Origin of the sequence: Shinella sp. BE166 (genome assembly GCF_051201095.1) — a bacterium.
Lineage (GTDB): Bacteria > Pseudomonadota > Alphaproteobacteria > Rhizobiales > Rhizobiaceae > Shinella > Shinella lacus.
In genome coordinates, this window is sequence record NZ_JBPEHL010000015.1 from 82,961 (window position 1) to 103,339 (window position 20,379).

Annotated in this window: 18 protein-coding genes; 10 read left to right on the top strand and 8 right to left on the bottom strand. The window is 59.4% G+C overall.

The window, feature by feature from the left end:
• Positions 1 to 290 precede the first annotated feature (290 nt).
• The 3 genes from repA (at position 291) to repC (ending at position 3,872) form a co-directional block, all read left to right on the top strand.
• Positions 291 to 1,490: a plasmid partitioning protein RepA gene (repA, locus tag J2Y63_RS27655; RefSeq protein ID WP_435268727.1), complete on the top strand. Its 1,200-nt coding sequence runs from the start codon at positions 291 to 293 to the stop codon at positions 1,488 to 1,490.
• A gap of 3 nt (positions 1,491 to 1,493) precedes the next feature.
• Positions 1,494 to 2,510, top strand: coding sequence for a plasmid partitioning protein RepB (gene repB, locus J2Y63_RS27660; RefSeq protein WP_435268728.1), 1,017 nt, complete (start codon positions 1,494 to 1,496; stop codon positions 2,508 to 2,510).
• A 147-nt stretch (positions 2,511 to 2,657) separates the two neighbouring features.
• Positions 2,658 to 3,872, top strand: a complete 1,215-nt coding sequence (gene repC / locus J2Y63_RS27665) for a plasmid replication protein RepC (protein WP_435268729.1) — start codon at positions 2,658 to 2,660, stop codon at positions 3,870 to 3,872.
• 20 nt (positions 3,873 to 3,892) lie between these two features.
• Here repC and J2Y63_RS27670 read toward each other — a convergent pair whose 3' ends face one another.
• Both J2Y63_RS27670 and J2Y63_RS27675 read right to left on the bottom strand, forming a co-directional pair.
• Complete coding sequence (locus J2Y63_RS27670; RefSeq protein ID WP_272809571.1) at positions 3,893 to 4,273, bottom strand: hypothetical protein; 381 nt, start codon at positions 4,271 to 4,273, stop codon at positions 3,893 to 3,895.
• On the bottom strand, positions 4,270 to 4,953 hold the full coding sequence (locus J2Y63_RS27675; protein WP_435268730.1) for a ParA family protein: 684 nt from the start codon (positions 4,951 to 4,953) through the stop codon (positions 4,270 to 4,272). Before J2Y63_RS27675 ends, J2Y63_RS27670 begins: the two co-directional genes overlap by 4 nt.
• A gap of 489 nt (positions 4,954 to 5,442) precedes the next feature.
• Between J2Y63_RS27675 and mobC the strand changes: the two genes are divergently transcribed.
• Positions 5,443 to 5,811 (top strand): plasmid mobilization relaxosome protein MobC, encoded by a 369-nt coding sequence (gene mobC, locus J2Y63_RS27680; protein ID WP_163906375.1) that lies wholly within the window; start codon positions 5,443 to 5,445, stop codon positions 5,809 to 5,811.
• The gene (locus J2Y63_RS27685; RefSeq protein WP_435268731.1) at positions 5,801 to 8,374 is read left to right on the top strand and encodes a relaxase/mobilization nuclease domain-containing protein; all 2,574 of its coding nucleotides are present in this window, start codon (positions 5,801 to 5,803) and stop codon (positions 8,372 to 8,374) included. The genes mobC and J2Y63_RS27685 overlap by 11 nt, the downstream gene beginning before the upstream one ends.
• Positions 8,375 to 8,377: 3 nt before the next feature.
• On the opposite strand, the gene J2Y63_RS27690 is transcribed toward J2Y63_RS27685, so the two are convergent.
• Positions 8,378 to 8,596, bottom strand: coding sequence for a hypothetical protein (locus J2Y63_RS27690; RefSeq protein ID WP_435268732.1), 219 nt, complete (start codon positions 8,594 to 8,596; stop codon positions 8,378 to 8,380).
• Positions 8,597 to 9,013: 417 nt separating this feature from the next.
• Between J2Y63_RS27690 and J2Y63_RS27695 the strand changes: the two genes are divergently transcribed.
• Positions 9,014 to 9,334 carry a hypothetical protein gene (locus tag J2Y63_RS27695; RefSeq protein WP_435268733.1) on the top strand — a complete coding sequence of 107 codons (321 nt, stop codon included), beginning with the start codon at positions 9,014 to 9,016 and terminating at the stop codon, positions 9,332 to 9,334.
• Positions 9,318 to 9,731, top strand: coding sequence for a helix-turn-helix domain-containing protein (locus J2Y63_RS27700; protein ID WP_435268734.1), 414 nt, complete (start codon positions 9,318 to 9,320; stop codon positions 9,729 to 9,731). The genes J2Y63_RS27695 and J2Y63_RS27700 overlap by 17 nt, the downstream gene beginning before the upstream one ends.
• 149 nt (positions 9,732 to 9,880) lie before the next feature.
• On the opposite strand, the gene J2Y63_RS27705 is transcribed toward J2Y63_RS27700, so the two are convergent.
• Complete coding sequence (locus tag J2Y63_RS27705; RefSeq protein WP_435268735.1) at positions 9,881 to 10,816, bottom strand: lytic transglycosylase domain-containing protein; 936 nt, start codon at positions 10,814 to 10,816, stop codon at positions 9,881 to 9,883.
• 108 nt (positions 10,817 to 10,924) lie between these two features.
• Complete coding sequence (locus tag J2Y63_RS27710) at positions 10,925 to 12,061, bottom strand: tyrosine-type recombinase/integrase (protein ID WP_435268736.1); 1,137 nt, start codon at positions 12,059 to 12,061, stop codon at positions 10,925 to 10,927.
• A gap of 125 nt (positions 12,062 to 12,186) precedes the next feature.
• Between J2Y63_RS27710 and J2Y63_RS27715 the strand changes: the two genes are divergently transcribed.
• The 3 genes from J2Y63_RS27715 to J2Y63_RS27725 all read left to right on the top strand — a co-directional run bounded on the left by J2Y63_RS27715 (position 12,187) and on the right by J2Y63_RS27725 (position 15,798).
• On the top strand, positions 12,187 to 13,140 hold the full coding sequence (locus J2Y63_RS27715; protein WP_435268737.1) for a DUF1403 family protein: 954 nt from the start codon (positions 12,187 to 12,189) through the stop codon (positions 13,138 to 13,140).
• Between the two features lies 1 nt (position 13,141).
• Positions 13,142 to 13,864 (top strand): SMC-Scp complex subunit ScpB, encoded by a 723-nt coding sequence (gene scpB / locus J2Y63_RS27720; protein ID WP_435268738.1) that lies wholly within the window; start codon positions 13,142 to 13,144, stop codon positions 13,862 to 13,864.
• Positions 13,865 to 14,079: 215 nt separating this feature from the next.
• Positions 14,080 to 15,798, top strand: a complete 1,719-nt coding sequence (locus tag J2Y63_RS27725; RefSeq protein ID WP_435268781.1) for an Eco57I restriction-modification methylase domain-containing protein — start codon at positions 14,080 to 14,082, stop codon at positions 15,796 to 15,798.
• A 3-nt stretch (positions 15,799 to 15,801) separates the two neighbouring features.
• Here J2Y63_RS27725 and J2Y63_RS27730 read toward each other — a convergent pair whose 3' ends face one another.
• Genes J2Y63_RS27730 through J2Y63_RS27740 form a run of 3 tightly spaced genes read right to left on the bottom strand, consistent with a single transcriptional unit; the run spans position 15,802 to position 20,109 of the window.
• On the bottom strand, positions 15,802 to 16,488 hold the full coding sequence (locus J2Y63_RS27730) for a hypothetical protein (protein WP_435268739.1): 687 nt from the start codon (positions 16,486 to 16,488) through the stop codon (positions 15,802 to 15,804).
• A complete protein-coding gene (locus J2Y63_RS27735; protein ID WP_435268740.1) occupies positions 16,481 to 17,593 on the bottom strand; it encodes a hypothetical protein in 1,113 nt (370 codons plus the stop codon). Before J2Y63_RS27735 ends, J2Y63_RS27730 begins: the two co-directional genes overlap by 8 nt.
• 14 nt (positions 17,594 to 17,607) lie before the next feature.
• Positions 17,608 to 20,109 carry an ATP-binding protein gene (locus J2Y63_RS27740; RefSeq protein ID WP_435268782.1) on the bottom strand — a complete coding sequence of 834 codons (2,502 nt, stop codon included), beginning with the start codon at positions 20,107 to 20,109 and terminating at the stop codon, positions 17,608 to 17,610.
• Positions 20,110 to 20,379: the final 270 nt, after the last annotated feature.

The window sequence follows — 20,379 nt, forward strand, 5'->3', positions numbered from 1 at the left end:
TACCCGAGTGTCGGGAAGAGTGCGGGATGATGATCGCGCAAGCCCTCGTGCAAGGCCATCGATCCCGATGTACGTCAGTTGTACATGTACAACGCCGACTGCAAACCCCGGGGCCCGGTCGATTGGTAGAGGCGCTGGTGTCCGGCCTCTCTCGTTCGTCGATGCCCTGTGGACGTTAACTTCTTGTTAACCAAAAAGGGTTTGCCCGACTCGGGGAATCGCATTAGCCTCATCAGCGCTTATTCAGTGATTTCCGATAAAAAAGCGCAGAATTGAACTTTGAGGCCACGATGTTGAAACAGGCAGCGACCGATGTACCCGGAAACCTACGGTCGCTGATCGCGGCGGATGCCGACGAACTCATGCGCCAGCTCCAGGCCCATCAGCAGCGGACATTTCCTCCGACGGCTAGGAAAGGCATCAGGCAGTTCTCATCTGCGGAAGCAGCCGACTTCATTGGTATTCACCAGGGCTACCTCCGGCAAATCGTAGCTGAAGGGCACGGGCCGGAACCATTGGCTAATGGTCGGCGCACCTACTCTGTCGATGATCTCGAGGCCCTTCGCAAGCTGTTGGACGAGGGGGGGAAGGGGCCAAGAAAGTACATTCGGCATCGTAGAGATGGCGAAAAGCTACAGGTCATTTCCGTCATGAACTTCAAGGGTGGGAGTGGCAAGACGACGACTGCCGCCCACATAGCGCAGTTCCTTGCCCTTCGAGGTTATCGCACCCTCGCCATAGACTTGGATCCACAGGCGTCGCTATCGGCGCTATTTGGTCACCAACCCGAATTGGACGTTGGTGAAAATGAGACGCTCTACGGTGCAATCCGGTACGACGATGCACGTCGCGACGTGACGGAGATCGTCCGCGCGACCTACACCCCCAACCTTCATATCATCCCAGGTAACCTAGAACTGATGGAGTTCGAGCACGAGACGCCCAAGGCGCTTATGGCCCGCACTGACACCAATTCGATGTTCTTCGCGAGGATCGGCGAGTGCCTTGCGGATATCGAGAGCGCTTACGACGTTGTCGTCATTGACTGCCCGCCACAACTAGGTTTTCTGACCCTCTCTGCACTGTGCGCAGCAACCGCAGTTCTCATTACTGTCCATCCTCAAATGCTCGATGTTATGTCGATGAGTCAGTTTCTGCAGATGACAGGCGACTTGCTTCAGGTCGTTGAAGATGCGGGTGGGGCGATGAACTACGACTGGATGCGCTATCTCGTCACGCGCTACGAGCCAAACGACGGTCCGCAAGCTCAGATGGCAGGGTTTATGCGCTCGATTTTTGGCAATCGCGTTTTGAACAATGCAATGCTGAAGTCGACAGCTATTTCTGACGCGGGTCTCACGAAGCAAACGCTTTACGAGGTCGACCGCAGCCAGTTTACGCGTGGCACGTATGACCGCGCTCTGGAATCCTTGACGGCGGTCAATACAGAGATTGAGGATTTGGTCAGGCAGACTTGGGGGCGAAAGTAACCAATGGCCAGAAAGAACATCTTTGGCACCGAGCCTGAAACCCATGATGCGCCCGACGGTGACGCGATTTCGATTGCGGGTGCCCGTCCTCTTGCCAACTTCGAGCGACCGCTTCGCCGCTCAGGCCCGGTCGGCGCATTCTCCCAGTCGCTGGGCGGCATATCGGAGAAGGCGCAACGTGCTGCCGATTTGGAGAAGCAACTTGCGCATGGTCAGGCCGTTGTCGAGCTGGATCCCGCGCTAATCGACAATTCGTTCGTCCCCGACAGGCTCGTCATCGATCTGGAAGATCTGAACACGCTGGTTGGTCAGATTCGGGATCATGGGCAACAAGTTCCCATACTCGTTCGCCCGCATCCAGATGCAGACGGACGCTACCAAGTCGCATACGGGCATCGGCGTCTCGCGGCGGTGAAAAGGATTGGTGGCACCATTAAAGCAGTTATCCGCCCGCTTTCTGACGAGCAGTTGGTCGTCAGCCAGGGCCAGGAGAACAATGCTAGAACCGATTTGTCCTATATCGAGCGAACCTTTTTCGCCCTCCGACTTGAACGGCGCGGTTTTGCGCGGGATGTCATCATGTCGTCCCTTGGCGTGGACAAAGCGGCCCTCTCGCGAATGATTGGACTAGCAGCAACGCTGCCCGACGAACTAATCGAAGCGATTGGTCCGGCTCCTGGGTTTGGGCGAACACGCTGGGCAGAGATGGCTGAGCTCGTGGAGAATGCCTCCAAGAAATCCAAGGCGTTGAAACTGATAAACGCCGAAGGTTTTAGGGAGATGTCGTCGGATGAACGCTTCGATTACATCATCGACAATCTGCGCGCCGTTAGACCAAAAGCGCGAACGGAGCAGTGGAAAGCGGGGGGCTCGAGAGCCGTGAAGATTACAGAAACCACGGCCAACCTCACGCTCAATTTCAACAAGGCGGCACTGCCGACCTTTGGCACTTTCGTCGAAGCGCGCCTGGATAGGCTCTACGAGGAGTTTCTAGAAAGTAACAAGGAATCGAAATCGTAAAAGAAAAAGGCCCCCAAACGTTGCCGTAGTGGAAGCCCTTCTCGATCTTAAGCAAATCAAGAATCGCATTTCCACGAATCGCAGTCAAGAGTCTTTGGCACCGTTTTGGTGAGCGGATTTCTTTTGCCCTTTGAAAGGTGAAAGAAAATGCAGATTGGACGTGTGACAACGCCCCACGGGCGGCCGATGACGCTTGCCTTGGTGAGGGGCCAGCTCGAAACCGCCGACCGCGACGCGGGCAAGGCGGTCAATAAGTGGAAGGTCTTCAATGACATCGGTGAGGCGAAGGATGTGTTCGGCCTTCAGGATCGTTCGATAACGGTGCTGCAGGCACTGCTGAGTTTCTATCCGAACGATGAACTCTCGGATGAGAGCGGCGGTCTGATTGTTTTCCCGTCGAACAACCAGCTGTCTCAGCGGGCCCACGGCATCGCCGGCACGACCTTGCGCCGGCATCTTGCCGCGCTGGTCGACGCAGGATTGATCGAGCGCCGCGACAGCCCGAATGGCAAGCGCTATGCGCATCGAGGCAGGGGAGGGGAAATCGAGGCCGCCTTCGGCTTCAGCCTTGCGCCTCTGCTCGCCCGCGCGAGCGAGTTGGCGAGTCTGGCACAGCAGGTCGCGGCCGAGCGCCGACGCTTCAAGCGCGCGAAAGAGGCGTTGTCCCTATGCCGCCGCGACGTTCGCAAGCTGATCTCGGCCGCCATGGAAGAGGGCGCCGACGGCGATTGGGCGACGATCGAGGGCATGTTCATCGCGCTCCTGGCGCGCCTTCCACGCTCTCCTCGTCGCGAGGATGTCGACGGGGTGCTCGAAGAAATGGAGCTTCTGCGCGAGGAAATCATCAACCGTCTGGAAATTCAGGTAAAAGCAGAAAAAACGGACGTCAATGATGACCATCACGGTCGTCACATACAGAATTCAAAACCCGAATCCTTCCATGAACTTGAACCTAACTCTGAAAAAGAGCAGGGCGAAAAGCCGAGCCAGAAACCGAACCGGATTGCCGAGCCGCTGAAGGCTTATCCGTTACCACTGGTGCTGAGGGCCTGCCCGCAGGTTGCCGACTACGCGGCCGGCGGCCGGATCGAGAGTTGGCGAGAGCTGATGACGGCCGCGGTCACGGTCAGATCGGCGCTCGGGGTGAGCCCCTCGGCCTATCAGGAGGCTTGCGAGGTGATGGGAGCGGAAAATGCCGCGATTGCGGTCGCCTGCATCCTGGAGCGAGCCGAGCATATCACCTCGCCCGGCGGCTATCTGCGCGACCTCACCCGAAAGGCGGAGCGCGGTGAATTTGGCCTCGGGCCGATGTTGATGGCGGCGCTCAGGGCGAACGGGGAGGCCGCGAAGCGAAGTGCGTGATGACCTCTCCCTTTTCCCGCTCAGGAAATATCGGGAATCCGCTCGGCGATTTTTTCGAGATAGTCGTCGATCGCCTCCTCGATGTAGGAGTTGAACTTCCGCCGCTCGATCGCGGCGAGGATCTTCAGCTTCTTGTGGACCTCGGCGCGGATATGGATGCCGGTCGTGACTTTCTCGGTGTCGCGAAAGCGTTTGCCGGCGACCGGGTCGCGGCTTTCGCCCCTGGCCACCATGTCGCGGAGCTGTCCGCGCGCCAATGGCGGCTTCGCTGATGGTGCCGGCGCCTGGTCTTCCGCAGCGGATTTTGCAGCGGGCGCTACCTTCTCGCGAACCGCGGGGCGGTCGCGGCCCGTCGAGATCAATCCGAGGACGAGGTTCTTGCTGTCTGTGCCCTCGCTCATTGCTTTGCCTCGCTGGTCTTCAACCGGTAGAGGGAAAGCAGCTCGCCAAGGAGGGTTTCCATTTCCGCGATCGCCTTCGGATCCGGCTTCGCTGATGTCTGGAGCGTGCCGGCGGCGCCGATCGATTGATAGGACGCGCGGCGCGCGATCGGAAGGCTGGCAAGAGCGACACCGCTCTCGCGCAAAATTTCTCGGAGCGGTTCATGCGCCTTGGCGCGGCCGGTGACCAGATCGTGCTGGTTGATGACGATCATCGTCGGGAGCTTGCGTTTCTGATCCTCTTCGACCACCGGAACATGGTTCAGCGCCAGCTGCATGCCGGCAACGACGTCGTCCTGGGTCGTCTGCAACGGGATCAGAACGATGTCGGCACAGTAGAGACCGGCGAACAGGTTTTCGTTGGTCGTGCCCTCGACATCGACGAAGACAATTTTGCCCTCCTGCTGATGTTGGAGGGCGAGCTTGAAGATCTGGTTGGGGTCGAGGCAGCTTTCGGCCTCCAGCCGGTCGGGCCAGACGTCCATCTGTTTCGACAGCGTGACCCAGCGCATCGTGTTGGCGCGGCTGTCGGCATCGATCAGGAAGACGTCGTTACCGGCATGGGCGGCCGTGCCGGAGAGCGCGCGGACGAGGGTGGTCTTGCCGGTTCCGCCCTTCGGATTGGCGATGGTGACGATCATGATGGCTCCTTCATTCTGAGAATAAACTATAGTTATTTCCCCATCCCTCTTTCCGCAATGCGTTCGTTGCCCATTGTTCGTTCACCGTTGATGATTGTCGATTGATGATTGACCGCCGACAACGGGCAATGACCAACGGGCAATTGGCAATTGCCCGTTGACAATGAGCAACCAAGGCGCGGTTAACTGTCAGTGGTTAATGGGTAATTGGCAATTGCCAGTGATGCCGCTGGCAATGATCGCACGAACAACGGGCAATTGTTAACGGGGCCGGGGGGCGTCGGAGGCGAGTGGTTGCGGTGGGAGCTTGGGCGAGGGTGTCTGTGTTGTGATGATGAACTTGGAATAAAATATAGTTTAGTTTTAGGTGGCAGGATAGTCAAGTTTGTGGTACAAACTCGACGTCGCCCCGCCCCCTAGCAGGGCTCAGGTTCGCGCCGGTGGCGCTCTGGGGTCGCCTCCGGCAACCTGGCAAGAGGAAGGAAAGCGATGCGCAGCGAGGTGGTCAGGGTCCGTCTAAGGCCGGAGGAGCGGCAAGCTCTGGCGGATCTTTGCGGCGACGATCGCACCGCCAGCGACGTGATCCGGCTGCTGTTTCGCGACCAGGCCGGTCTGCCGCTCCCGGTCGGACCGGCCGAAGCTCTGGCCTTGCGCGGCACCAATGAGGAGCTTCGGCGCATCGGCATCAATCTTAACCAGGCTGTCCGCGCGATGAATGAAGGGCGCGTCGGCTACGAACCGCATCTCGACGCCGCGCTGCGCCGCCTCCTTGAGGGTGTCTTCCGCTTGCGGGCGGACGTCGACCTGATGCTGCGGATCAGCCGGCAGGAGCGCAGGAGGGGCAGTCATGGCCTATGACTGGTCCAGCCTGCTCGGGGATATCGAGAGCTTTACCGTGCTGCGGGCAAAATCCCTTCTCGAGGAGGAAGACGAGCGTCGCCGCCGAGCAGGAGCTTTGCAGATTGCCGTGGCCACCGAGCCGTTACAGCAGCGGTTCATGCCGTCCGGTATCGTCAGGAAGAGCCGAATGACGGCTGTCTCTGCCCATGAGACAACCATCGGCGCCATCCTGCAGCCAGCTCAAGCAGCGCCGCAGGAGATCATCGCTCTGGTCGCCGCTCTCGGCGCAGGTTCGAACTCCGAGATGGATGACGAGCACCGCAGGTCGGGCGGCGGGGGAGGGGGATCGACCAAGGGGGCTGGTATCGTGCCATCGCGTGGTGTTCGGCCGTCCGCCGCGAAACAGGCATCGGCCGAGAGCACAAGCCGCGCGGCGATCGCGGGCGGGGCGCAGCCCGTGGTGATCAAGGTGACGTCGACGGTATCGAGCAGGGCGTCGGCCGCCGGCCTGATGACCTATCTGGGAACGCGCGAGGTTGAGAAGGAAAACGGTGAGGAGGGCAAAGCGGATATTCCGATCTTCGACCAGGACGGGGTCGCAATTGCGAGCCGCGAGGAACGGGCCGCTGTCCTTCAGGGCTGGATATCGGAGTTCCGCGAACCCTACGCCCTTGATGCTGTTGCCACTATGTCGATCAAACTGGGGGATGCGCTCAGTGACGAGGAGCTGCACGACGCATTGAATGCAGCCTTCGGCGCCAAGCCGTTCCTCTATTCTCGTCGCCAGGATGGAAACGTCTCCGTCTATGCTGTCACAAACCTGCCTGCGAAGAAGCTCGCCGGCGCGCTCAGGGCGCGCGAAAAGGATGATGGGCCGGCCCGCACGCTCGATAAGGCCGAGGCGGATATCGCAGGCAAGATGTCGGACGCTGGTGTTATGGCCGAGGTGCGGATTGTCGGCGCTGCGGTCTCCGACAAATCGGGCCGGTATTTTTTGGAGAAGTTTCTCCGAAACGAGAAGCACGTCGTCACCAGTGCCAGCGAGGCGGTCAAGCATAGCGCAGCGGTGAAGGATGTCGCCGACGGGATCTGGCGGGGTTGGTCGGCCGATATCCGGACGGTCGAACCGCGCAACGCCTTTCATGTGATTTTCTCCGCCCGAGCCGGCACGGATGCTGATGCGATGAAGCGTGCCGTGCGTGACTTCCTCAGCGAGCAGGTGGCGGGCCATCGCTGGATCACGGCCCATCACCCCGATACCGGTCATGTGCATGTCCACGCGATGATCTCGGCGCGAGACGATGTCGGCAAGGCACTGCGGCTCACGAAGCCGGAACTTTATGCATGGCGGGAGCGGTTCGCTGCGAAGGCGCGGGAGCACGGCATTGCCATGGTCGCCACCCGCCGCGCGGATGTGGCAGCCACGCGGCCTTATAGCCAGGCACAGGCTGGCGCCTTTGAGCGCGGCCGCGCCGATCCGCGCTATCTGAAATCCGCTGCGGTCAATCAGCGGGTGGAGCGCAAGCGGGCAAGCGTCGCCGATCATGCAACGCTTGCCAACGGCAATCTTGCGCTCGCCTCGAAATGGCAGGCGACGGCCGCCGTGCTGAAGCAGGCCGGGGCGAAGCCATCGGTCATCGCAGCAGCGGATCGTTTCGCAGCCGCGGCCGCAGGCTATGCCCAGAAGTCCGCGGCCCAACCTGCCTCGGGGTTCGTTCTCTTGCGGGTCGCGGTCGAGCAGCCGGCGGATCAGGCGAGGGTGGTCGCAGCCATCCAGAGCGCTATCGGGGCCTGGCGTGAATCCGTCTTGGTGGATGGAAGCGAGATAACCGTTCTGATGCCAACATCGGTGAGCGCCAGCAAGATCGAGCGGGAGCTGGCGCGACAGAACGATGAATTCGGCCCCGGCGCCGAGATGCAGGCGGTCTCCCGTGACGTCGAAGCACGCCTGCTCCAGGCGGGATTAAAGACCTCCGTGACCGTGGAAGCCGCAGGCTCGGCAAAAGACGGCGGGCCGACGGCCTGGCTGCAGAACCGCTTCGACGCGGCTCAACGAAATACTGATACCGAACCAGCGGCGCCTTTGACGGGCCTGATGACGCTCATAGCAGACCTCAAACAGCAGAAGGAAAGTGCCATGCCCCTATCACTCGAACAGTTCGACGAGCGCGTTGCGCGCGCCAACAAGTCGATGGATCGCCTCGAGGGGATGGTCGACAGCGGCGCCGAGCGCCAGGCTGTCGAGGAAATGCGCAAGGAAATCGCGGCTCTGTTCGAGGAGCAACGCCGTGATATTCAAATGCAGCAGATGCCATTGACCATGCCGGCCGGCGGAGGAGGGGGCACGCCGACGACGGCTCGCGTCGAAGACGGCCAAACCCTGGATCGGCCGACGCCTTCGAATGTCGATCCTGCCATTGCCGCTCAGCAGCAGGCGATCGCCGCCGGCCGCGCCGCGCGCGCTGCCCGTGAACAGGCCGGTGCTGCCAAAAATGCACAGGACGAACAGCGTCAGCAGATCCTCCGGCAAGCCGAGCAGGAGCGCCAGCGCAGCAATGACCGGGATGGCGCTGAGCGATAGCCCCTATTCCTCCATCAGGCCGTCATACACTTCCAACAAGGCGTTTACGATGGCCTGGCCAAGGGCGTTGGCCGTTGCGGCAACTTCGTCGTCGCCGTGGTCACGCGTGGCGATGGCGAGATTGCCACCTTCGTTTGCAACAATAGTTTTTGCTCGTTCGATTGCCCAAAGGGCAAAATCGCTGCGGCTTGAAATCGTCATCGTCTCGGTCTGCTCGTCCATGGCGTTTACCTTCGGTCCGATCGGCACAACTGGCCGTCAGTTTCGCTGATGCTGAAACCCAGCCATATCGCTCGGCGGGTATTGAGGGAACCATCTTCAGCTTTTTTAGCAGCTAGAAATCATTCGGCATTTTCGGTCGGAACGTTTGCACCGCGCCGCGTGATCGCCTAGACTCTCGGGTGAAGCAGTGACGCGCTGCTTTAGGGCGTGGAAACCCTTGTACACGGGTACGAGTGCCGACCTGTAACGGCACTATCTCCTTGACCTTATGGTCGGGGAGCCTGCGGCGTATGCAACAGGTTCTCCGAACTAAAGGCCGTGGGGATCGTGTGTACACGGTTTTCCAACTCCCCGATCACCAGGGGTCAAAGAGCAGAAGCGGGGGCGTACCGCGAGTTGCTCTTGGGAGGAAACCGAGTGTCAGCAGCACCCTCATTCACTTTCTTCACCTACTCGCTCGTTTTTCCGTGCGAGGAACCGCGCTGGCGGGACGATGGCATTGGAGATGTATTTTTCGCCAGTGCAGAGAAGGCTCGTGCGGCCGTAGACGAGCTACGCGATGCCATTGCTGACGAACCTGATCATGACCTGCCGCCGATGCGCCTTGAGCGGATCGAGACGGTTCCGGTCACGAAGGAGGCGATGCTCGCGCTGCTCAACAAAGGGGTGGGTGCGATTGTCGGGGCGTACGAGATAGTCGAGACGATCGAGGGAGGCGCATATGGCGAAGGTGCCTGAGCCCATCGATGTTGAAGTTGGTGCGAAGATTAAGGCGCGGCGCCGGCTCTTGGGCATGAGCCAGGACAGGCTGGCCGAGGCGCTCGGTATTACCTTTCAACAGGTGCAGAAGTACGAGAAAGGAACCAACCGCGTCAGCGCAAGCCGGATGGTGGCTATCGCGGACGCGTTCGGGCTGACGCCCTCATATTTCTTCCCCGTGGAAACTGCCGACCGCAGGCCCGATCCGCCATCGGCGGCGCCGGAACTGGTGAGCTTCATCGAGACCAATGAGGGGAGGGATCTCAATGTGGCGTTCGCCAAAATTGCCTCGACCACCACACGACGGAAAATCGTTGGCCTGGTGACCGCGCTGGCAGCCGCCCTTCACGCAAACCCCGGCGATCCCGGCATTTAGATGCGGTGCACCTCCCTCCCGCGCCGGGCTCTTTTAGTGTCTTCGTGCGGCGAAAGGCGGACCCGGCAATGCCGGCAGATTGGGGCAAACTGATTGCCGCACCAACCCAAGACAGCGAAGACAGCGGTATGACGCTGCCGCTGGTCCGGTCAATTCCTGAAGACGATGCAAGCGCTACCGCTCTTGCGGACTTCAACGCACACGGCCTCGGCTTCCTGCCGGGTCGGCCGTCCGATGCGGGCCGTATAGCGCAACCTTGTTCCGAAGGCTCGGTTGCGTTCCTTCTGGATCAGCGGTTTTTCCTTGTTCAGCGGTGCTGGCAGGGACCGGACGGTCGACAGAAACAGCCTGATTGCCACCGGCTTCTGGAAATGTCCCGCCAGTTGCGCGCCCCATGGCGCCCAGACGCCTTCCACTTCGAATTCCAGGGCCTTGAGGCGCCGCGTGTCGGCAAGCGCGACACAGGCGTCCTCGAAGGGTTTTTGTCCGTCGAGGCGCAGATCCACGGCTGCAGGCGGGTTGTCGCGCCAGTCCTCGGCCGCATGAGCCGTGATATCAAGGACGTAGTTGCGGGTCTCCTGGGGCAGGCTTCCGGTTTTCAGGAACGTCCGCAGTCCACTTTCGCCGGCATTGTAGGCGGCGGCCGCCAGACCGAGATTGCCGAACCGGTCCCGCAGGTCATCGAGATACTCGGCAGACTTCTGCAATGCCTCCAAAGCGTCGAAACTGTTCGACAGGCCGCGCAGTCTAGCGGTGGAGGGAATGAACTGCGCTATTCCTTCCGCACCCTTCGGGCTGACAGCATCGGGGCGGAACCGGCTTTCCTTCCAGATCAGCCGCGCAAAGAAATCGGGCGGCAGATCATTCTCGCCGGCGAAGTGGGCAAGCGCCGTGCAGATGTCGCGATTGAAGCTTGCGGCGCGGACGCAGAGCGCTCCGGTGCTGGTGGCGATTGAGTACGTACAGGGCGGCGCGCGCCATTCAATCTGGGCGATCGCGGCATTCGTTGACATGCTGGAGGCCAGCCCCGCTGCAGCCAGCAAGGCAAGTCTTCCCCTGTCCCATCGCCGTCGCGCGTGCCACATCGTTTCCTCATATCACCGATGCGAAAGACGACACGACTCTACCTCATTTTGCCGTGGGAGTTTTAATCCCAATAGATCTCAGATTCAGACCCAAGAGGGGAGGGGCGCCTACAGGCCGGCGGCCTTGGTCAGATTAATCCTGAACCGGTCACGCCGGCGCTGGTAGCGGCGGGTCATTTCGGCGGAGACATGGCCAAGCTGCTTCTGCACATGGCGCTCGTCGACTTCGGCCGAGGAGGCGAGACCGGCGCGCAGTGAATGGCCGGCAAACATCTGGCCGCGCTCAGCCTCGGAGAGATCGCCGCGCACGCCGGCAGCGAGCGCGGTCTTCTTGACGAGGCGCGCCACCTCCTGGTCGTTCAAGCGGTCTGGCCCGACATCCTTGCCTTTCCCGGTCACGCGACGGAAGAGGGGGCCTTTGGCGAGCCTCGCGAACTTGATCCAGGCCTCCAGCGCGGCGACGGGGCAGGTGGCATCGGCGGAACCGCGGCCGATCTCGACCTCGCGCCAGCCCGTCTTGCCACGCAGCGTCAGCAGCGCGCCCTTGTCGAAGATCTCGACCCAGCCGCGCCCATCGTCTGTCTGATCCCGTCCCAGGTCGAGGCCGGTGATCTCCGAGCGGCGCAGGCCGCCGGCAAAGCCGAGGAGCAGCATAGCCCGGTCGCGCATGCCGCGCAGCGACCCTCGATCGAGGGTTTCGAGCATGGCAATCAGGTCTTCCGGCAGGATCGCTTCCTTCTGGCGGGGCGGGGCGGCGTGCTTGTTGCGAATGCCCGCCATGACCGTGGCGATCGCTCGGTCCTTGCGATCGAGTTTTTGCGCGCCGCGCTGGGTATAGTTCCAGCTGAGGGCGGCGAGGCGCCGCTCAATGGTTGAGACTGTGTTCGCTTTCATCCCACGCTCAGCCGTCCCCGATGCACAGGCGGTGATGTAGAGGCCGACGACTTGCGGATCAGCGGGCAGGGGCGAAAAATTCTGGCGGCGGCACCAGGCTGCAAAATGCTTCCAGTCGGAGGCGTAGGCCTTGCGGGTATTGGCCGAACTGGCCGCCTCGACATAGCCGCGGGCGCGCTCGGTGAGATCCTGCAACTGGGCGGGCAGGCCGGTGTTGGGCACGGCAAGAGGGGAGGGGAGGTCGGCCGAAACCCCGGCAGCGGAAACATCAGCGGAATCCGTTGTGCTGTGCGGCGGCGCAGCGTGCTCCGGAGGGGGATTTTGGCTGTTTTCGTCGATGATTTGGGCCATCTCCTCTATAAAGACCATAATGAACGATAATGCAACCTTATCCATCATTCTTTGGGTAAGACAAGCTGTGCGGTTTTGGCGCATAGCACTGGCATAATCCGCACAATTGGCCTAGGATGCCGGTCATGGATTCGCCCGTCGCCTCGTCTGTTGCCGCCCCGACGTTCACGGCCGCCTTGCCCGGCTGGACCCTGTCGCGCGGCCGCGAGCCGGATGCGCTGGGCGCGGCCTTCGCCGCCGGCATCGCCTTGAAATCACTCGACGATCTTGTCCGCTCCGCGCCCGTCTGGGCCGGTTGCTGGCGGTCCCGCCAGGCCCTGAAATGTGCCGCCGCCGCGGTCCGGCTGATGGGGCGCAGCGAGGACGAGGCGGCGTTGCGCGACGCCGTCCTGCTCACCGCCGTCGGCGACGATCCCGGTCCAGGAGGAAAGGTGTTTTTGGCCACCAAAAGGCTTTCCACCCGAAAACCCGCCTTTTCCTCGAAAGCGGTGGCGGAGCTTGCCGATCTGTTGGGGCTGGCCTGGGACGATCGGCTTACCGCGGCGGTCGATCATGCCGACGACGCGCTGCAATCCGGCCGCCCGGCGCCGATCGCCGCGGCGGGCCTGGTCACGGCCCTGAATGCGGCGCGTCCGGATGCCGAGCCGCTCGCCTGGATGCTGGCCGATCTGCTGATCGGCGCGCTGCTGAAATGGGATTCTGCCGTGCCGCTGCTCATGGCCGAGCGCTATGGACCGGCCTTCAAGACGCTTGGGGGCAGGGGCCGCGTCCGTCCGGGGGAACCCGCCTTCGCCCGGGCCGTCTGTCTTGCCCTCACCGAGGCAACGGGTGCGGCCCTGCGCACCGCCGGCGAGATCGCGCGGCGCGCCGAGACGCTGCGTGCGGCAGCACCAAAGGTCCGCACCAAGGGCGCCGGCGCCGTCATCCAGGCCCTGCTCGACACGGATGCCGTGGCGGCCTCGGCGCCCGGAACCTCCCTGTCGCGCTGGGCGGCGACCCGGCTGTTCGACAGGCTAGAAGGCTTTGGTGCGGTGCGCGAACTATCCGGTCGCAGTGCGTTCCGGATCTATGGTTTGTGACATGAATGAACCGAATGCAGGCAAAGCACCGCGTGGCAAAGGGCGCACTGGGCAAGCGAACGCTGGAGATGAACATCTCTTTGATCGGGAACTGGCGGACCTGCCGCCGGAGCTGCGCTGGCGCGAATGGATGCTGCGCGTCGAGGCGGTGATCTTTGCGGCGGCCGAACCGGTCGGTCGCGAGACGCTGGCCCGTATCGTCGGCAAGGACTGCAGCATCGATCTCTTGATCGACGATCTTCGCGCGGAATTGCGGGATCGGCCCTACGAGATCGTCTTCGTCGCCGGCGGCTGGCAGCACCGAAGCCGTTCGGCTTACGCGTCCGCGATCCGGGCGTCGCAAGCCTCGACGCGGAGTGCGGCGCCGGCGCTGTCCGATTTCGAGGCGATGGTGCTGATGGCGATTGCGTATTTCCAGCCGATCACCCGCGGCGACCTCTCGAAGATTTTTGGCAAGGAGGTCAGCCGCGACACGATCGCTAGCCTGCGAGGCGCCAACTTCCTCGCCTCAGGGCCGCGCAGTCCGACGCCGGGCGCGCCCTATACCTATGTCACGACGAAACACTTCCTATCAGCGTTCGGGATGGCGACGCTGCGCGACCTGCCGGATATCGAGGCGCTGGAGGATGCGGGGCTGCTCAGCCGGGACGCGGCTCAGAACGAAGTCGTCGCCTCGGAAGGCGTTGAAAGCGAAACGGACGTGGAGACATTGCCTATCGAATGAAGCGGCGGTCAGGCAATTGACATCGGCATTGGGCTGACGAGTGTAGTTGAACGCCGTGAGTGATCGTAGCCGGTTGCAATGCACAGCCAGCTGTCGCCGCCGGCGACAGTTTGTTAAAGAGTTATATCGTAGAGCCTTTAGGCGAGAGTCGGAGTCAGGTTAGGCGTGGTATTCGAACGGGTCATCCATATCTCCAGCAGGCTGAGCGCGCCGTGATGAATTTTGTGAACGTCCATTCCGCTATGGACACGCAGGCGGGCGAGCCAGTCGCCTTCGATGAGACCAATGTAGTACGGGGGTTGGAAGAACGTCGCCAACTCGGGGCATTCTACACGCCGCAACGGCTTAGCGGGATGCTATCGGATTGGGCAATCCGGCGTGCTAGCGATCTCGTCCTCGAGCCCAGCTTCGGCGGTTGCGGATTCCTTGCTTCCGCTTTATCGACGTTGGCGCGCAAGGGGGCAGCTGAACCTGCGAAAAGAGTGTTTGGCTGCGATATCGACTCTTTGGCGTTTACCCACCTCTCCAAACTGTTCGACGGCCATCGCGACCTGGATGGATTCGTGCAGGGCGATTTCCTCGACTGTTTTGAAGTTGACTCTTGGCCGAGCAAATTCACGGCGGTGATTGGGAACCCTCCATATATCCCCCATCAACGCATTGGGAAGGAAAGGGTACGAGAGCTCTCCTCGCGCGTATGGCCAGGGACAGGCGTTGGTGGTCGGAGTAGCCTTTGGGCCTATTTCATTTGGCATAGTCTAAGATTTATCCAAGTTGGCGGACGCATGGCTTGGGTTCTGCCCGGTGCGTTCATGCAGGCCGACTACGCAAAAGCGCTGAGGGATTATTTGCCGCGGCGCTTCGAGCGCGTCGCTGCATTCGTGGTCCGTGATCGCCTCTTTATTTCGGAAGGAACCGACGAGGAAACGGTGGTCTTGCTTGCCGATGGATTCCGGGAGTCTGAGGCAGATGGAAGGATGGCCGTCGGGATAGCTGCAGATCTTGAGGAACTCGAGAAGACGATCGCGCGATGGACTGAAGGCCTCTGGACTGGCGACTTAAGCGGCCCCAGCGCTGCGATCCTCAGCCTGACGTCAGCTGAGACATCGCTGTTTTCGGCGGTGGCTGCTCACGAGAGCGTCTTGATGTTTGGCAAGCTCGCCAAAGTTCAGATCGGGGTTGTTACCGGCGCAAACCACTTTTTTGTCTTAAGTCGCTCGGACTTGGAAGCAGCGGGGATTCCCGAGTCGGCTTGCATCAAAGTTCTTTCGAAATTCAAGGCATCAGCGAGTATCGCCCTTGTTGACGAGGATTTCCAGAGCTACGCTGCGGAAGGGGGTAAAACGTTTTTGATTTCCCTTGGAAAAGAAGACCAGTCTGCGCCGATCGAGAGATACCTATCGACCTTCGATACCAAGCGGCGCGAGGACAACAGCACTTTTCGCAAACGCGCTCATTGGTCTGAGACATATGATGGCAGGCGTCCAGACGCTTTCTTTCCGGTGATGCATCATGATGGCCCCCGACTTGTGCTCAACGAGACCAATGGGACGTCGACGAACACGATCCATCGCGTGTTCTTTCATGCTGCGGCAGCATCGGCCAGAACGCGCAAGTTGGCCGCTGTCAGCATTTTGACGTCGTTCAGTCAGATGTCGGCCGAGATCGTGGGGCGAAGATACGGATCTGGCGTTTTGAAACATGAGCCACGTGATGCCGAGCGGCTGCAGCTACTGATGCCTAAAGTTGGTACAGCTGAGTTGAATTCGGTGTTCAAAGAACTCGACCAATTACTTCGGCGCGGAAGCCGAGTCGAAGCAGCCATGCGAGCTGATACCTTCATATATGAGGCTGCCGGCCTGACGTCGGCGAAGAAAATTTCCAGTGATCTTATTCAGGCACTTGCAGTGGTGCGCCAGCGCCGCCGCCCTTGATCTCTATTTTTTCGGCTTTCGCACCCAACGATCGCCCCACATTGAGCCCAGCGCCGTCGACTGACCGACGCGTAGGCAATCCGCGAGTATTTTTGCGTAGGCTTCAAAGCAAAGCTGTTGGAACAGCTGGATCGATTTGCACCATGCGGGATCGTCGCGAAGGTGTTTTTTCCAAAGCGCCTCGAAGAAATTTGCCGATATAACTTCGCAGAGGAGGGCGATTTCCATTGGTGGATGACACCAACGTGGTTCCTGGACGGGAAAATCCGTTGAGCGATGTCCCCGCGCATGTCCGCCGAACTGCAAGTGATAAGTCGGACCACTCTGCCCTGCATTCGCCCGGTCTACATGCCATCTTCCAATTGGGTCACCGGCGCGATCGAACATCTCCAGTGCGATATCGAGAGATTCAAATGGCGCATGTAGTTCGTCAATTTGATCGACCTTGATTTTCGAAATGAGGTTGAGCTGTATGTCGTTGCCATGTTTGTCCTTAGCGCGAGAAAAGGAAATTGGCCGCGCTGGCTTAATTTCCAGAGACCAAGATTTTGATCTCTTCTGCTTGATAATATTCTTGCTCTCATCGGAAAGCGCCGAACGGCCTTCTTGAGTAAGTATACCAGCCAAGTGCAATTTTTCCGCAATAACACCAAGAGCTTTTCCAGCTTCCTCCGCCCTGAAGTCAGTCATATGCCACCTTCGGCACGGCGCGTTCCATTCCCTGTACGTCGCCAATAAGATCTTCGTCTGTTTCATCCACTTCTAAAGGTGAGTTTAGATGCTTATAGGTGTCTTTCTGAATGCAGTCCCAGCAGATCCGCCTACGTGTTGCGTATCGTGGGGCGCGAGGATCATAAGCAGCAAGCGAATGGCGAAGTTCCGCCGGACGACCGCATGAAGCGCAGGAGAATACTGGATATTCGTCGACACTATCGTTCCAGGGAGATGCATTCGGCCTGATCACCTTCCCTAGCGCATGGCTCAGTTTCGTCGCACGCTCGGCGGAGGTAAGGCCCGATAACCGGTCCTCGAAGATTCTTTCGCTGAAGTCCTCGAGCCTCCCTGACCACCATCTGCGCCATCCATCTCCTAGAAGTCCAGTGTATGCGACGCCCTCGTCTTGCAGCACGGGCGCTATCAAGTGAAAGTCTTCCGGATTAATACCGAGCATGGCACATGCCCAATGGTCGTCGATCAGAATGGCGGGCCTTTCGATCATGTTCCGAAGTAATTGGCGAACGATAAGATGCGGGGCTGCCGCGCTCTCGAAAGAACGACGGAGTTCCTGGCTGTCGAGCTGCTGAGTATCGAGGTCGTTCGAGGCGAGGATCGTCGAGATGTCGAACTTGCCGTCCATCTTTCGAAGGGTCTCGTATGCACGGGCAAGAGCGTTCAGTTCTTTTCTGACGAGGTCCCGGTTCTCATTGACCTCTTCTTTCGAGTACACCTTGTCGAATAGGTCGTGGGCTGTTTTATCCGGATCGTATGCCGCCTTGAGCTTGGTTTCGTTGGAGACCAGCACGAGACTGAAATCGCCGGCGGGATTCGAGATAGCCACATCCCGGAGAAGCTGGGCTAATCCGCTGCCTTTGTACGTGTGCCCAGCCTCAATACCCGCGTCGACTTCGTCAAGCCTATAGTCAAGGGCAACGACATCCGGGCTACGTTCGCGGATAGCCAGTGCCTGGGCGGTCAAAGGACATACCTTGAGGAATTCGAATTCCAGTTCGCCCGGCGTGCTCATGACACCAGCATAAGCCTCGTCTGCGTCGTCTACAAAAACGCCCTTAAACATTGATTGCTGTGGTCCTATTTTGAGAGAATGCGAAATTCGATTTTGAAATTGTATCCCTGGCTTGGCGTGGCGACCGTGACGGATCCACCGTAACTCTCGGCGATATCTGATACGATTTTGAGCCCTAAGCCCGTGCCGGGTCCCGCGATTCCGTCCTCTTCCATGCTGGCGCTGGTCGTAAAGAATGGATCAAATATGCGATCCTCGATTCCTGGTTCCAACCCTGTGCCGTTGTCTTCGAATGCGAGCACTATGTCTCGGTCGATTTTCCGCGCAGATATCTTGATTTTCTTAGGGTGGGCCTTGGCGCGTTTCATCGATTTTACGGCGTTAGTCAAGAAGTTAAGCAGCACAGCGTCGAACTCGGCCGAGTGCATCGCGGTAGTGCGGAGAGAGGGCGGCGAAATGTCGAGAAGGAATTCGACACCCTGCTTGGTCATGTAGTTCTTGAATTGCGCCACGAAACGTTGGACGGCCCCCCCTACCGATAGCTCATGCAATTCTCGGCTCTCCGTCTGCGAAAGCAATCCGGCGATGTATCCCCCGATATCGAAGACGCGACCTACTGCCTTCTGCAGCTCTGCGTGCTGATCCAAAAGCTTAGGCTTCAAAATAGGATCTTTAGCCTCGGCAACGAGATCGTTCAGTAGGTGCAGGTTTGACACCAGCGCACCCTGTGAACCTTTGATCTCGTGCCCAAATACGCCAATCGAGATTCCTAGCGAGGCAAGTATCCGTAGCATCTCCTCATATTCAATAGAGGCCGCTCGCTGTTGCTCAACGACGCGCTCGTATTCGACGATGAGCTGTTCAGCCTCGGCAAAGCTTTCGTTAACGTCTTCATCGACGTTTTTGTCTGGCTGCCCGGTAATAAGGCGCTCTCGGAAATCTCTAAGGACCTCTGAAGGCTTTTTCTGCTCGGGTACGAAGTTGCGCTCGCTCGCCTTCGTTTTTCGCTTGCGGACCGAGGCGATCCTCAGAGCGGCCCACTCCACCGCCCAGCGAGTGAATTCTCGTAGTTCGAGAAATGCTTCGTTTTCAATCAAACCTTCTCGGCTGCTCGTCTCTTCGAAGAGCGATTCTGCCAAAGGTGGTATGCTAACCTGACCAAAAAAGTTTGAATTGTTGGCTGGGACAAGAATGTTTCTGCGTGAGGTGTCGCCCGCCAGTTGGAGCCAGTCGTCGGCCGGATCGCCATACGGCTGCACGCGAAAACCATTTCTGTAGATTCTAATTCCACCAAATTCACGGCCCATGCGAGTCGCCTGCGGCGCGGACATCCCAGATAAGCTCGCGGAATTATAAATGAAATAACGTGCTTCTAGCTTCACCGGGCCCGTTAAGAGAAGTTTTTCGTGATACTCAGCCGTCTCGTCTAGCTGCAGTTTTTCCGATGTAACTCGCAGTGCCGCGAGTCCAGTCTCGTCAATCCTAGCCCGAATTGTCGCGAGTGCTTGGGAGAGAAAAGACTTCTCGATCGAAAACAGCTCTCGTTGGGCTTCCTGGGTAACGTCATTTATCTCCACCTTGAAACCGGGATCTGCTCTGTAGTCACCGATTAGGAGAGCGTGGGTATCGTCGGTTCCAACGGGAAAAGGAGGCTGGAGCAGCACTACTGCCCGCCATACCTTTTCGATATCCGCGGCTGACCACCGCTCGCGTAGATCGTCGATTTGTAGTCGCGTGCCTTGATCTTCAGTGGGCTTTGCAAAGCGCTCGATCGAACTGAAGACGTCCTGGAGCGAGGCACCCGCAATGAAGTCGCGGTCCCAGTCGAACTGAACCCGATAGCCAAACCCTTCACCGGCTGGCTTGGACACGAAAGTGAGGCGCTTTCCTAAGCGCTGCACAGAGAAGCGTCCAATACCCTTTTTACCAGCGCGAGCACGACCGAACACTGGGGAAGTGGGCTGGGTGTCTTTCGCGTTCGTTGATATCCGCATCCACGAGGACCGGATGACTTCCTCGGTCATCCCCACGCCATCGTCTTCGATGACGAGACTGCCGCCTATTTTGTCCTGATTGCTGAATGTAAGAGTGACCTTTGTTGCGTCTGCATCGTAGGCGTTCTTGATGAGTTCGGAGAGCGCGGTTTCCTGCTTGCTGACAAGCTGCTCGCCGAGCCTTTGGATATGGGCCGCATCGACAGAGAATCGCACTCTGTCGGGATCGTCATCAACAAACTCCCGGCTGGCCGCTTCTATAAGCCGCCAATTCGGGATTTTCTTACTGACCTCAGCTTCGACGATCTTTCTCGGGTCGATATTGATCCCGTGATCTAGATCGGCGTCGTATTCTGTGGGGTGCTCAGCATGCGAGACTTGAAAGCTCAGGACGCCTTCCCGGTTTGTATAGACGTAGACGCCGTGAACGACGGTAAGCATGCCCGTGGATATTTCAGCGAAGACGCTAGCTGTTGTGATCAACTCGACCAGTTCGTCTCCATTCCTAGCCTTTCGCATGTACCAAGTACCGCCCAAGCGAAAAGGGTAGCCAATGATCTCGTCTTCGGTCATTTTATTCACGTGAGCGTCGATCCTTGTTAGACCGTGTGCTTGAAGGCGGAGGCAGAAGGCCACGGTGATAAGTGCGTCGAAACGGGCGTCCTATAGCAGGCTGTCCTTTCGAAATTGCGATGCAGCTATTACTCCCCTCTGCGTTGCAATCACGTTAAGGCTGTTGCCTCGGTATTTCAACCTTGGGCATCCAGTAAACGCCAACCTGAGTAGAGAAAATACTGAAATGGCTAAACTGTATCGCCTCGCCAAGTCCAACGAGTGATGTGG

Coding starts and splice junctions, on each gene's coding strand:
- repB (WP_435268728.1), top strand. CDS start 1,494: ATGGCCAGAAAGAACATCTTTGGCACCGAGCCTGAAACCCATGATGCG.
- J2Y63_RS27730 (WP_435268739.1), bottom strand. CDS start 16,488: ATGACTGACTTCAGGGCGGAGGAAGCTGGAAAAGCTCTTGGTGTTATT.
- repA (WP_435268727.1), top strand. CDS start 291: ATGTTGAAACAGGCAGCGACCGATGTACCCGGAAACCTACGGTCGCTG.
- J2Y63_RS27670 (WP_272809571.1), bottom strand. CDS start 4,273: ATGAGCGAGGGCACAGACAGCAAGAACCTCGTCCTCGGATTGATCTCG.
- J2Y63_RS27690 (WP_435268732.1), bottom strand. CDS start 8,596: ATGGACGAGCAGACCGAGACGATGACGATTTCAAGCCGCAGCGATTTT.
- J2Y63_RS27705 (WP_435268735.1), bottom strand. CDS start 10,816: ATGTGGCACGCGCGACGGCGATGGGACAGGGGAAGACTTGCCTTGCTG.
- repC (WP_435268729.1), top strand. CDS start 2,658: ATGCAGATTGGACGTGTGACAACGCCCCACGGGCGGCCGATGACGCTT.
- J2Y63_RS27700 (WP_435268734.1), top strand. CDS start 9,318: ATGGCGAAGGTGCCTGAGCCCATCGATGTTGAAGTTGGTGCGAAGATT.
- J2Y63_RS27740 (WP_435268782.1), bottom strand. CDS start 20,109: ATGACCGAAGACGAGATCATTGGCTACCCTTTTCGCTTGGGCGGTACT.
- J2Y63_RS27710 (WP_435268736.1), bottom strand. CDS start 12,061: ATGGCCCAAATCATCGACGAAAACAGCCAAAATCCCCCTCCGGAGCAC.
- J2Y63_RS27715 (WP_435268737.1), top strand. CDS start 12,187: ATGGATTCGCCCGTCGCCTCGTCTGTTGCCGCCCCGACGTTCACGGCC.
- J2Y63_RS27735 (WP_435268740.1), bottom strand. CDS start 17,593: ATGTTTAAGGGCGTTTTTGTAGACGACGCAGACGAGGCTTATGCTGGT.
- scpB (WP_435268738.1), top strand. CDS start 13,142: ATGAATGAACCGAATGCAGGCAAAGCACCGCGTGGCAAAGGGCGCACT.
- J2Y63_RS27675 (WP_435268730.1), bottom strand. CDS start 4,953: ATGATCGTCACCATCGCCAATCCGAAGGGCGGAACCGGCAAGACCACC.
- mobC (WP_163906375.1), top strand. CDS start 5,443: ATGCGCAGCGAGGTGGTCAGGGTCCGTCTAAGGCCGGAGGAGCGGCAA.
- J2Y63_RS27685 (WP_435268731.1), top strand. CDS start 5,801: ATGGCCTATGACTGGTCCAGCCTGCTCGGGGATATCGAGAGCTTTACC.
- J2Y63_RS27725 (WP_435268781.1), top strand. CDS start 14,080: ATGAATTTTGTGAACGTCCATTCCGCTATGGACACGCAGGCGGGCGAG.